This is a genomic window from Streptomyces buecherae, assembly GCF_014295035.1.
GTDB classification, from domain to species: Bacteria; Actinomycetota; Actinomycetes; order Streptomycetales; family Streptomycetaceae; genus Streptomyces; species Streptomyces youssoufiensis.
Genome location: NZ_CP060404.1, coordinates 3,346,094 through 3,358,518, shown reverse-complemented (window position 1 = coordinate 3,358,518; position 12,425 = coordinate 3,346,094). Strand labels below are relative to the sequence as shown.

8 protein-coding genes are annotated in these 12,425 nt (G+C 73.8%); 3 read left to right on the top strand and 5 right to left on the bottom strand.

The features are described 5' to 3' along the window. Positions 1-139 precede the first annotated feature (139 nt). On the top strand, positions 140-1,006 hold the full coding sequence (locus H7H31_RS12560; RefSeq protein WP_187060014.1) for an AraC family transcriptional regulator: 867 nt from the start codon (positions 140-142) through the stop codon (positions 1,004-1,006). Positions 1,007-1,175: 169 nt separating this feature from the next. Here the strand turns inward: H7H31_RS12560 and H7H31_RS12555 are convergent, their stop codons facing one another. Next, positions 1,176-2,204, bottom strand: a complete 1,029-nt coding sequence (locus H7H31_RS12555) for an endo alpha-1,4 polygalactosaminidase (protein ID WP_187062337.1) — start codon at positions 2,202-2,204, stop codon at positions 1,176-1,178. A 430-nt stretch (positions 2,205-2,634) separates the two neighbouring features. On the opposite strand from H7H31_RS12555, the gene H7H31_RS12550 reads away from it, so the two are divergent. Further along, positions 2,635-3,729: an ADP-ribosylglycohydrolase family protein gene (locus H7H31_RS12550; RefSeq protein WP_187062338.1), complete on the top strand. Its 1,095-nt coding sequence runs from the start codon at positions 2,635-2,637 to the stop codon at positions 3,727-3,729. A gap of 94 nt (positions 3,730-3,823) precedes the next feature. Here H7H31_RS12550 and H7H31_RS12545 read toward each other — a convergent pair whose 3' ends face one another. The 4 genes from H7H31_RS12545 to H7H31_RS12530 all read right to left on the bottom strand — a co-directional run bounded on the left by H7H31_RS12545 (position 3,824) and on the right by H7H31_RS12530 (position 8,580). After that, positions 3,824-5,014, bottom strand: a complete 1,191-nt coding sequence (locus tag H7H31_RS12545) for an aminotransferase-like domain-containing protein (RefSeq protein WP_187062336.1) — start codon at positions 5,012-5,014, stop codon at positions 3,824-3,826. A gap of 637 nt (positions 5,015-5,651) precedes the next feature. Next, entirely contained in the window at positions 5,652-5,861 is a 210-nt protein-coding gene (locus H7H31_RS12540; protein ID WP_187062335.1) for a DUF397 domain-containing protein, read from the bottom strand. Between the two features lie 341 nt (positions 5,862-6,202). Beyond that, positions 6,203-7,078, bottom strand: coding sequence for a helix-turn-helix domain-containing protein (locus H7H31_RS12535; protein WP_187062334.1), 876 nt, complete (start codon positions 7,076-7,078; stop codon positions 6,203-6,205). 746 nt (positions 7,079-7,824) lie between these two features. After that, positions 7,825-8,580: a GOLPH3/VPS74 family protein gene (locus H7H31_RS12530; protein WP_187062333.1), complete on the bottom strand. Its 756-nt coding sequence runs from the start codon at positions 8,578-8,580 to the stop codon at positions 7,825-7,827. Positions 8,581-8,993: 413 nt separating this feature from the next. Here H7H31_RS12530 and H7H31_RS12525 point away from each other — a divergent pair, with 413 nt between their 5' ends. Then, positions 8,994-12,143: a D-alanyl-D-alanine carboxypeptidase gene (locus H7H31_RS12525; RefSeq protein ID WP_232109811.1), complete on the top strand. Its 3,150-nt coding sequence runs from the start codon at positions 8,994-8,996 to the stop codon at positions 12,141-12,143. The last annotated feature ends 282 nt before the right edge of the window (positions 12,144-12,425 follow it).

Below are 12,425 nucleotides of genomic sequence, written 5' to 3'. Positions count from 1 at the left end.
GGACCGGACGGACCAGGCGGACCAGGCGGACCGGACGGCCCCGACCGATCCGACGAGCCCGACCGAAGCGGGCACGGGAAGTCGGGTCCGTGGGGGTGCGGCCTTCCTAGCGTGGTGGGCGTAAGGGAAGGAGACCGAGGTGCTGGACCGGCTGAACCAGGCCCTGGAACACATCGAGGCGCACCTCGACCAACGGATCGAGATGGCCGACCTGGCGCGGATCGCGGTGACGTCGGAGTACCACTTCCGGCGGCTGTTCTCCGCGCTGGCCGGGATGCCGCTGTCGGAGTACGTCCGGCGCAGGCGGCTGACCGTCGCGGGCGCCGAGGTGCTCGCCGGCGAGCGGACGCTCCTGGAGATCGCGGTGCGCTACGGCTACGGCTCGGGGGAGGCGTTCGCGCGGGCCTTCCGGGCCGTGCACGGCGTGGGCCCGGGCGAGGCGCGGCGCGATGGCGCGCCGCTGTGTTCGCAGCCTCGGATCTCCTTCCGGCTGACCGTCGAAGGGAGTAGCAGCATGCGATACCGAGTGGTGGAGAAGGAGCGGTTCCACGTCGTGGGCAGGAAGGCCCGGGTGCCGCTCGTCCACGAGGGCGCGAACCCGGCGATCGCGGAGTTCATCCGCGGCATCGACCGAAAGACGCTGGGGCGTATCACCGCCCTGTCCGACCAGGAGCCGCGCGGCGTGGTCGGGGTCAGCCACAACCTCGACCCGAGCCGGGCCGAGGGGACGGAGCTGGACTACTACCACGCCGTCGTGACCGGGGCCGACGCCCCCGCTGACCTGGACGTGTTGGAGGTGCCGGCCGGCACCTGGGCCGTGTTCGACAGCGAGGGTCCGTTCCCGCTGACGCTCCAGCACCTGTGGCGGGACGTGTTCACCCAGTGGTTCCCGTCCAACCCGTACCAGAGCAGGCCGGGGCCCGAGATCCTGCGGACCCACCTGTCGGAGGACGGGACGCGGGCCGAGGCGGAGCTGTGGATTCCGGTGGAGCGCGTCCGGAGTTGACCGGGCGGGGGCGGGGGCGGGGGCGCGGGTGCGGGTGCGGGTGCGGGTGCGAGGAGGGCAGCGGGCGGACGGGTGTTGAACCAGCCCGCTCACCCGGCCCCGCCAGCCCGCTCACCCGGCCCCGCCAACCCGCCGCCCCGCCGCCCCGCCAACCCGCCGACCCGTCGGCTCAGGACCGACAGGGCACGCGGTGGGCGCCGGTGGGTGGCTCGTCCTTGATGAGGCCGTCGAAGCCACGGGAGCGGTGCTGGCGGCAGGCCGGGCCGGCCCGCACCGAGCCCGCGTAGTCCACGGCGAAGACCGCCTTGCCCTCCTTGATGAACGGCAACAGCTCGTCGCACTCGTCGAACTGCGCGCACTCCTCGGGTAGCGCCCAGTCGAAGGCATCGACCAGCCGGGCGGCCGAGCCCGGCTGGTCGTGGCCGTTCTTCAGACCCACGGACAGGCCGCGCCGGTGGGCCTGTTCGGCGACCTCGCGGTACCAGGAGAGCTGGTCCTCCAGCGTGATCGGGAACCCGGGGTCGTTGTCGACCGGATTGTTCTGGTCGGGCTCCACGCCGTCGCACCCCATCCGCCGGGCGAGGTCGAACCGGGCCCAGACGGCGTCGGCGAACAGGTGCCGCCGCGACCGCCGGATGTCCAGCCACCGCTCGCCCTCCCACCCGGTGTCCCAGCCGATCACGGAACCCGCGGCGGGCCGCCGCGGCCGGTTCGGCGGCCCGCCCTCGGCGGCGGCGCGGTGGCCGGGGAAGCGGTGGGCGTCGGGCCGGTAGTCCTCGTACGCGCCGGTGTCGACGTAGCAGATGACGATCGGACGCGGCGTACGGGCGTGCAGGGTGGCGATCTTCCCGGCGAGCGTGCCGGCCGGTACGGGGATCACCTCGCCGTCCGGGTAGCGCAGTTCGGACCCGGCGGGCGCGAGGTCGAACAGGTCGAGGTCGTACATCTGCCGGGGCGCCGACAGGTCGTACGGCTCGCTGATCTGCCAGTCCCAGTCGGCCGCGGCGCCCGGCCGGGGGCGCCACCAGTCGCCGGTGGCGGGCTCACGGGTCGCCCCGCCGGTGGGCTCGCGCGCCTCCGCGGACGGCTCGGCCCTGTCGCGCGCCCCCTGTGATCGCTGCGCGCGCCCGCTCTCACCGCAACCCGCCAGAACGGACGCGACCAACACCAGCGCGACCGCCAACCCGCCCACCCTCATGAACTCCCCCTGCCCCCGTGCGTCCCCCGGAGCGCGACGTTCCCGGCCGCGCCCCGCACGGGGTGATGCTAGGTGGCCCGGCGTGGCGCGACGGGCCGCGCTGCTCGCCTCTCGGACAGGTGCCGGAATGGCCGGACGCGCCCCGGTACGGGCCGGCGCGGGGCCGCGCACCTTTAGGGGGCCGCTCGGCGGGCGGGTGGTTCGATGTGGGCGAAGGCGGGCCGCGGCGGTCGGTTCGGCGGCGTCGGCGAGGGGGTGTGGTGCTCCGCGCGGGGCGTCGCGATGATGTGGTTCACATTCGGCGACGGGCCGGAAGCGATCATTCATGGTCCATTACAGTGCTGAACCAGTTTGGGTGCTGCGCGAAGAGCCATAGAAACGAACGGAAAGGGGCGAGGTCGTGACCGCATCTGCCCGTGCGGCGTCCGCGATGTGGGGCCGCGCCGAGCAGCAGGACTTCCGTAGTCGGGTCCGCGGTTGTCTGCTCGGCGGCGCGATCGGCGACGCCCTGGGCGCCGGCATCGAGTTCGACTCGCTGGCCGCCATCCGCGAGGCGCACGGGCCCGACGGCGTCACGGACCTCGTCCCGGCCTACGGCCGGCGCGGCAGCGTCACCGACGACACCCAGATGACGCTGTTCACCGTGGACGGGCTGATCCGCGCCCAGGTCAGACGCGACACCGGCGCCTGGCACCCACCCACCGACGTGTACGCGGCCCACCGCCGCTGGTACGCCACCCAGCACGACTGGGGACCCGACGAGCGCAACCACAACGACGGCTGGCTCGCCCGCGAGGAGTGGCTGTACGCGCAGCGCGCCCCCGGCCGGGCCTGCCTGTCCGGCCTGGCCGACGGCCCGATGGGCACCCTGGACGCGCCGAAGAACCCCGACTCCAAGGGGTGCGGCGCGGTGATGCGTTCCGCGCCGTTCGGGCTGCTCGTCGGCTGGGAGCCGCAACTCGTCTTCCAACTCGCTATCGAGTGCGCCGCGCAGAGCCACGGCCACCCCACCGGCTACCTCGCGGCGGGCGCGTTCGCCCTCATCGTGCACGGCCTCGCGCGCGGCGAGGCGCTGGACGGCGCCGTACAGCGCTCGCTGGCCATGCTCGCCACCCGGCCCGGCCACGAGGAGACCTCCGACGCGCTCAAGCACGCGCTCGGCGCCGTACGCCAGGGGCTGCCGACGGCCGAGCGGGTCGAGTCCCTGGGGGAGGGGTGGACGGCCGAGGAGGCGCTGGCGATGGGCGTGTACTGCGCGCTGGTCGCCGAGGACATCCGGCACGGCCTGCTGCTCGCGGTCAACCACGGCGGCGACAGCGACTCCACCGGCTCCATCTGCGGCAACCTGCTCGGCGCCCTGCACGGCGAGACGGCCCTGCCGCCCGGCTGGCTGGCCGAGTTGGAGGGCCGCGGCACGATCCTGGAGCTGGCCGACGACTTCGCCATGGAGATGACCCAGGGCCCCGCCCTGCACACCCCGGCCAAGTCGTCCCCCGCCTGGCTGGCCCGCTACCCGCGGGGTTGAGCGGCGCGCGAGCCCCGTGGGTCGGAGACGCGCGAGCCCCGGCGATGGGGAGGCACGAGCGCCCCGCAGTTGAGAGGCGCCGCGCGCGAGCGCGCTACCGCAGGCCCTTGGCCAGCCGCTTCAGGCCGTCGGCTATCTCGTCCGGGGTGTGCGTCACGAACGAGAGCCGCAGCGTGGTCGGGTCGGGCTCGCCCGAGTAGAACGGGGCGCCCGGCACGTACGCCACGTCGTGCGTGACCACCTCGCGCAGCGCCTCGGTGGCGTTCCGACCGGCGGGCAGCGCGGCCCAGACGAACATGCCGCCCTGCGGCCGGTTCCACCGCGAGCCGGCGGGGAGCGCGTCCGGCAGCCCGGCGATGAGCGCGTCCCGGCGCTCGCGGTAGGCGCCGCGGACCCGGGCGAGGTGCGCGTCGAGGTCGTTGTCGGCGAGGTAGCGGGCGGCGGCGAGTTGGTTGACGGTCGGCGTGTGCAGGTCGGCCGCCTGCTTGGCCACGTTGCAGGCGCGCAGCAGCGGCGCCGGCGCGCGCAGCAGGCCAAGGCGCAACCCGGGCGCCATGATCTTGGAGTAGCTGCTGATCAGCGCCGTGCGGTCGGCGGCGCCCGCGTCCTGCGCGAAGGCGGCGATCCACGGCACCGGCTCGCCCTCGAAGCGCAGTTCGCCGTACGGGTCGTCCTCGACCACCCACAGCCCGCGCCGCGCGGCGACCTCGGCGACGGCCCGGCGCCGGGCGGCGCTCAGGGTGCGGCCGGTGGGGTTCTGGAAGGTGGGCACGGTGTAGAGCAGCTTCGGCCGCTCCCGTACGACGGCCGCCTCCACGGCCGCCGGGTCCAGACCCTCCTCGTCCCCGGGGACCGCGACGACCCGCGCCCCGGCGAGCCCGAAGCACTGGAGCGCCGCAAGGTAGCACGGCTCCTCCACCAGGACCACGTCGCCGGGGTCGAGCAGGGCGCTGGCGACCAGCGTCAGGGCCTGTTGCGAGCCGGTGGTGACCAACAGGTCGGCGGGGTCGGTCGGCAGGCCGCGCGCCGTCAGCCGCGCGGCAGCCGCCGCGCGCAGTCCGGGGTCGCCCTCGGTGGTGGAGTACTGCAGCGCGCGCCGCGGCTCCTCGTCGAGTACGCGGCGGAAGGCGGCGGCGATGCCGTCGGTGTCGAAGAGTTCCGGCGCGGGCAGGCCACCCGCGAACGAGATGACCTCCGGCCGGGCGGTGAGCCGCAGGATCTCCCGCACCGGCGAACCGGCGACCGAGCCGACCCGGGCGGCGAGGCTGGGGGTGTTGGCGCGCATCGACTGCTCCTTGTCTCCCGGGTGCAGTCTACGGAGTAGATGGCCAGGTCAACCATCTGCGTGCACGCCCGTGCGCGGACCAACGCACCGACCGATGTGCGCATATGGGCGGGTATATGGGGGCATGGTCGCCGGTTGCCGGGAGCGGTGTTCGGCGGTGGTGTTTCGGCCGTGCTGTTCGGCGTCGGTGGCGCGCGGAGGGGAAGGCGGCGCGGCAGCGGGCGACGCGGGGGGCGAACGGCGGCCGGGGAGAGGCGATGTGGGGTCGCCCCTCCCGACGGTGACGGGGTGGCAGGGGGTGGCGGACGGCGGCGAGCCCCCTCGGCAGGGACGGCGACCGGTCGAGAGGGCTCGTGTCGACGGCGCGTCAGCGAGTGCGACGCGTCGCCGCCGTACAGAAGAACTCCGAGGTCACAGGCGTGGATCTCGGATGGTGCGACTGGTGCGACGACCCCCCGCGGCGAGCTGCGGCTCACACGGTCTCGTAGCGGCTCGTGGGGATCGTGGTGGAGCCGAACCGGTCAGGAGAGCTGTGGAACGGACCGGGACGGTTCCTGGCGTGGTCAGCGCGCTGACCGCTCGACGCGGCCGGGTGGGCGCTGCCGGGAACTGCTCTGTGGCGCGGGCGGCCGGTGGGTCAGGCCCCCTTGAAAGCACCGTCGTTGACGCCCGCGATAAAGCTGTTCCACGACTCCGGGGAGAACGCCAGGGAGGGGCCGCTCGGGTCCTTGGAGTCGCGCACCGCGATAACCTCGGTGGCCGGAGACGCCACTTCCACGCACGCGCCGTTGCCTCCGGAGTGCGTGGACTTCTGCCAGGCGTGGGTTTCCCCGCGTCGAATAGCCATGTTTACTCCGATGTGTTTGCCGGATGGTTCTCGCCACCATTCGGGCGACGCGCTCGACGCTACTCGCCTCCCTCGCCAGGGGAATGGGGCGTTCACTCGACCGGATGGCACATTCCCTGGCGCCCTTCCACGCGTGGGGCGCGACGGTGTAGCCTCCCTCCCCGCGTCGGAGCGCCGGAGTCGGTAGGGCTCAACGGGACGCGCGGGGAACGGAGTTCGGCCCGCGCTGGCGCCGCGAGCGGTGGCGGACCCGCGTGTGGGTCGCCGGGCGGGGCCGGTTGCCGGGCCGACGGGGAATGCCGTATCCAGCGCGTGCCGAAAAGGACATCGGGCGCGGCGGTCTACTTCCCGGATTCGTGGTTCCGCGCGTGTTCCCGGGCAACCTTCGCGATGAACTCGCGGGTCTGGTCCACATTGAGCGCCTGGGCCCGCAGGTGCTCGTACATCATGCTGTAGCTCTGCACGTCGGAAAGCTTCTCCAGATACAGGTCGCTGGTGACGCCCTCCAGGTAGACCACGCTGGTGTCGGACTCGTCGGAGAATTCCAGAATGGAGAACTGGCCGCTCATGCCCGGGTGCGAGCCCAGGTCGAACGGCAGCGCCTGCACGGTCACGTGCGGCTCGTGGCTCATGCGAATCAGGTACTCCAACTGCTCCGCCATGACGCGCGAGTTGCCCACCAGGCGGCGCAGCGCCGACTCGTCCACCACCGCCCACAGGCGCAGTGGGCTGAGCGGGTCCGTGATCCGCTCCTGTCGGCGCATGCGCACCTGGACCCGCTGCGCGAGTTGCTCCGCCGTGCCCTCCGGGATCGCCCCGCCGATGACCGCCTCGGCGTACTGCGGGGTCTGGAGCAGCCCCGGAACCACCTGGGACTCGAAAACGCGCAGCGAGGCCGCGTCGTTCTCGAAGCCGATGTAGACGCTGTACGGAACGTCGCCGAACGCGTTCCACCAGCCCTGCTGCCGCGAGTCCTTGGCCATTTGCATCAGCGACTCGACCAGGCGCTTGTCCTCGACCCGGTACGTGCGGCACAGGTCGCGCACATCGCGCTGGCTGATGCTGCGGCGGCCGTTCTCCAGTCGGCTGATCTTCGACTGGGAGACCATCAGCTCCTCGGCCACCTCCTCCGCCGTCATGCCCTTCTCCTGGCGGAGCCTGCGCAGTTCCTGGCCCAACCGGCGTCGCCTGACCGTGGGGCCCACACTGGATGTCACGGGAAGTGCACCTCCGGGTTCACTCTGCTGCCCGTTGCTGGGACCGTCTCCGTACGTACGGAGACCACTGCCGTTCAGCAGCCTGCCATCCCTGATCGGGGCGGCGCTGGAAAATGCACACAGAGGGTCTTGATGTGGCCACGTTCGGCGATGCGCGGGCGGTCCGCCGGCGCGCGGGCGGGCGCGCGGGGCGGCGGAACGGCCGTACGTCACGGTGACCGTCCCCCACCCCGCGCGCTTTCAGCGGCTCCCGAACCGGTCAGTGGACCGCGGCGCGGTGCGCCCCGGCGAAGCGTGCTCGGCACGCCGCCCGGGCGGTGCTGGTGTGGTGCCGGTGGTGCCAGTGGCACCCAAGTGCCGTGCGGTGGCGGGGCGGCGCCGGTGGCGTCGCCCGTACCGCGCGGCACGGGTGGAGATGTCGTGCGGATGGTGCGAGCGGTGCCGAGCGTCTGCTCGGCACCGCGGGCCGTACGGTCCTGCGCGAAGCACCGCTCGGAAGCGGTGCTCGTGGTGCTGATGGTGCTCTGGTTGTTCGTGGTGCTGGCTGAATGTTGCTGGTGGTGCCTGATGTTGCTGGTGGTGCTGGGCTGGGCCCATGGTGCGTGGCGTCATGCCGGCCGAAGGGACGCCGTGGGGCGGTGGGTCGGCCGGCAGCGCGTCGGCTGGCGATGTGCCGGCCGGGCAGCGTCCTGCGCGGCAGCACATCGATGAAACGGTTTTTCCTCGCGCGTGACGCCGGACCCTCGTCAGCGGGCGCCGACGCGGGCCATGTTCCCGCTGGCGGACGCCGACTGCGCCGGAACGCCCGCCGCGGCCTCCGCCGTCGGCCGGGCCCCGGCGACCTGCCGGCCAGTGGCCGGTGCTCGCCTTGGCTGAGCGGCGACGCCGTTCTGTACGTCCATCACGGCGTGCGCCACGAGCCCGCCCATCGGGTCGTGCCTGATCAGGTCCCGGAGCCGGGAGCGCGATGAACGCCCCTCGTTCCCCGGGTAGAGGTGCTTGCCGAGCCCGACCGCGTGGGCCAGGGCGGCAAGCGCCGCGGTCCGCGGGTCCGGCGGTACACCGGTGCGGATCGCGTTATCGAGTCGGGCCCTGATCTCCCGGCTGATCGCCGTCTCCGTCGCTTGGTAGCGCGTCGTCGGCAGCACCCCACACATCTGACCCGCCACGGCATGCACCATGCCGCACCGCTCCAGGTGCGTGAGATACGTCTGGCGCAGCCCCAGTCGGGGCCCGCCGATCCAGTGGACGGCGCGCACCGGACTGCCGCGTCGGCGCAGCAGTTCGAGCGCGGAGTCCAACGTCGGATCTCCGGTCGGCCGTGGTAGCACCACGGCTATACGATCCCCATCTGGGGCTATCCGTCCTGCCAGAGCCAGCTCTACTAGCTGGGCCCCGGCAAGGCCGAGGTCAAGCGACTGCGGCTGCGCTGTGGTGCCCGTGGCCGGGTCCAAAGCGAGCAGCAGAAGCTCCTCCGGAATTGTTCTGCGGCTCCTGCCCATCCATGCCTCCCCGCGTGGATGAATGACAGGGTGACCCCTCTCACATTGGTCTGTCGAGAGCGCGTGGGCACTTCGAGCGGGAACCGGTAGGTATGTCGTTCTCGTCTAGCAGGTGGGCGACGCCCCTTGGCGGAGCGGCCGTGCTGGCGCGCCGCGGCGACACAGGACACTGGATAGACGGTTGGGCGGCGGGGCGCGGTGCCACGGGCAGTGGTGCGTCCCGCGCAACGTATTTCGAGGAGGCATCGGTGGCGGGCGAGTCCCCCGACAGGTCAGAGCAGCGAAAGTCATCGGGGGAGACCATCAGGGGCGAACGTGACCCGCGGCTCACCGACCGGCGCGAAGCGGAGGAGACTCCGGGCTCCGCTCCGGCGCGCGAGGGCGCCGCACGGACGGCCGCCAGGGCGCCGGGCGTGAACGGCCGCGCGGAGGCGCCTGGTGGGGCCTCCAGGCCCTCCTCGGGCGCCTCGGAGCGCTCGGGTGGGCCCGAGCGTCGGTCCGGCGGCGACGGCGCCGAGCGCGGCGCCTCCGGCGTTCCGGCGCGTCGCGGCGGCGCGACCGGGGCCCGGGCGGACGCGGAACCGGAATCCGACCAGCGCGAGCCCGCGGGCCGCGAGCGGTCCGGTGACCAGGCGACGGCCGTCTTCACGGCGATACGTCGCACCCCCGGCCAGGCGTCGGACGAGCCCGGCACGTCGAGCGACCCGGGTGGGAACGCGGGCAGGGCCACGGCGGGCGCCGCCGGCTCCGGCGGCCCGGCCAAGGTTCGCGACAGCGAATCGGACGCGGCGGACGAGGGCGCCGGCGGCGCGCGGGACGAGGCGGACGACGACGGTACGTCGGGCTCGGCCGCCGACGGCGAGGACCGGGTGACCACCGTGCTGCGCACCGGCCCGTTGCCGACGCGGCCCGGCGCCGACCGGTCCGCGACGGACGCGGCGCCCGCCGACGACGGCGCCACGGACGGGAACGCGGACGCGGACGGAGAAGGGGACGAGGGGGCGGACGGCGGTTCCGCCGCCGCTTCCGTTTCCCACACCTCCGACTCCACGTCGGCCCCTTCCTCGGCGTCGGATGCCGAGGCGGACGACGCCGACGCGTCGGCGTCGTCCGTGACGGGCGACGGGCCGGCCGTGCCGGTCGGCGACGCTCGGCTGCGGGCCGCCGTCGCCGCCTGGGTGGCCAAGGCGGGTCCCGACGACCGGGAGGAAGCGCCAGGTGACGGCCGGTCGGAGGCCGGCGCCCGTACCGACTCCGCCGCCCCCGCCGGTGGGGCCGGCACCGCCGATCGCGGCAAGGGCAAGGGCGGCGACAAGGGCAAGGGCGAGTCGGTGGCGACCCCGGCCGGGGCGGGAGCCGCCGCGAGCGGCTCGGCGGCCGACGCGTCGTCCTCCGCGTCCGACGACGATTCCGTATCGGGTTCCGCATCCGGCTCCGGCGGCGTCCCCGGGACGCCCGCCGACCGTGCCACGGCCGTGTTCGGCGCGGTGCACGGCGCCGCTGCGGCCCGCGCGACCCGCGACGGCGCGAGCGACGGCGGCGGGACCAAGCCGAGCGGCGGCAAGGGCAGCGGGACCACGGCCAGCGACGGCGAGGCCGCCGGCGGCAAGAGCGACGGCGGCAAGAACGGCAAGAACGACAAGGACGACAGCGCCAAGGCCACCGGGGCTGACGGGGCCTCCGGGGCTGACGGGGCCGGCCGTACCGATGCGACCGGCCGGGCCGCCGCTTCGGTGGACACCCCCACCTCCGTGTTCGGCACCCTCCGACCCAGGGAAGCCGGCGACGCGCCGGCCGGCGAGCGCGCCGGCGCCCGCCCCGGCAAGGGCGAGGACAAGGCCGAGAGCAAGGACGAGGGCAAGACCGCGGGCAAGGACGCCGCGTACGAGGCCAAGGGCAAGGGCGCGGGCAAGGGCGTGGGCCCGGCGGGTGATGCCGTCGACCGCCCGACGACCGCGTTCAAGGCGCTGCGCCCCTCCGACCTGCCGCGCGACGCCGGCGCCACGGCGGGCGGCAAGGGCAAGGGCGCGGGACGAGGCCAGGAGCCGGCGAGCGCCGAGCGGACCAGCCAGTTCGTGCCGCTGAAGTCCGCCGACGAGCGGCCGGCGAAGCCGGCGGCCGGCGCGCGGCCCGCCGCCGCGGCCGGCGCTGGAACACCGCCCGTGACCGAGCGCACGGCGCAGCAGCCCGTGCTGGACCTGCCGGCCGGCGCGGCCACCGGCGCCACGGCCAAGGGCGCCACGTCGACCGGCGAGTCCGAGCGGCCCGCCGGCCCGCCGGCGCCGCTCGACCTGTTGGCGCAGCTCACCAACACGCCGCCGCCCAAGCCGACGCTGACCCGGACCATCGTGCGCCGGGTGAAGATCTGGACGCCGGTGGTGCTGGTCCTCGCGATCCTCTTCGGGGTCGCGCAGTCGCTGCGTCCGCTGCCGACGCCCGAGCTGAAGCTCACCGCGAACAGTTCCTTCTCCTTCGACGGCGCCAAGCCGACGATGCCGTGGCCCGGCAAGGGGCAGGCCGTCGTGGACGTCGAGGGGCTCGGCAGCCTGGGCGCGTACGGGGAGCAGAAGCCCGCTCCGATAGCGAGCGTGGCGAAGGTGATGACCGCGTACGTGATCATGCGGGACCACCCGATGAAGGCGGGCACCGACGGGCCCAAGATCAAGATCGACGCCAAGGCGGCGGCCGACGCCGGGAAGGACGCGGATGGCGAGTCCGTCGTCAAGGTGGACGAGGGTGCGCAGATCACCCAGCGGGAGGCGATCGAGAGCATCATGATCGCTTCCGCGAACAACATCGCGCGGCTCCTCGCCCGCTGGGACGCCGGGTCGGAGGCCGCGTTCGTCGCGAAGATGAACGAGGCCGCCAAGGACCTGGGGATGAAGAACACCACGTACACCGACCCCAGCGGCCTGAACGCGACCACCGTCAGCACCGCCGTCGACCAGGTGAAGCTGGCCAAGAAGGCGATGGACGACCCGGTCTTCCGGGAGGTCGTCAAGATGCCGAACTACGAGGACAGCCGCGGCGACGTGCACGGCAACTGGAACCACCTGGTGCCGTTCAACGGCGTGGTGGGCATCAAGACCGGCACCACCACGAAGGCCGGCGGCAACCTGGTCTTCGCGGCCGAGAAGAAGATCGGCGGCACCACGCAGCTGATCATCGGCGCGGTGCTCTCGCAGCCGCCGGCCGAGCGTGACAACTCGATCCTGACCGGCGCCCTGGACGCCAGCAAGAAGCTGATCCTCAAGGCGCAGGACACCCTGCGGGCGCACAAGGTGGTCAAGAAGGGCGACGTGGTCGGCGAGGTGGACGACGGTCTCGGCGGCAAGACGCCGGTCGTCGCGGTCAAGGACGTGACCGCGGTGGGCTGGCCCGGCCTGACGGTGAACCTGGACCTGACGGACGGCGGCAAGAAGCTGCCGCACACGCAGGACGCGGGCACCGAGATCGGCACCCTCACCGTGGGTCAGGGCCCGGGACAGGTGAAGGTCCCGGTCGCGCTGGGCGAGGACCTCGCCGAGCCGTCCTTCGGTACGAAGCTGCTCCGCGTCACCTGACCGGCCCGTTCTGACCCGCCACCCGCGGGGTCAGCACACAGGCCGCGCGGCGCCCCGGCCACGCCGCCCGCTCCCGGCGGGCGGCGTGGCCGTGCCCGGCCGGGCCGCCCGCCGGGCAGGGACTCGCGTCGTACGCCCGCGCCGGCGCACGACGCCCGGAACGTGCCCGCCCGGTGCGCGTGCCGTGCGCGGCCGGTGACCGACCCGCGTGCGGGGGCGCCCGGACGCGGTGACCTTACGCACAGCCGGACGGTGAAGAGTCGGCGAAAGCCGAGGTCACGC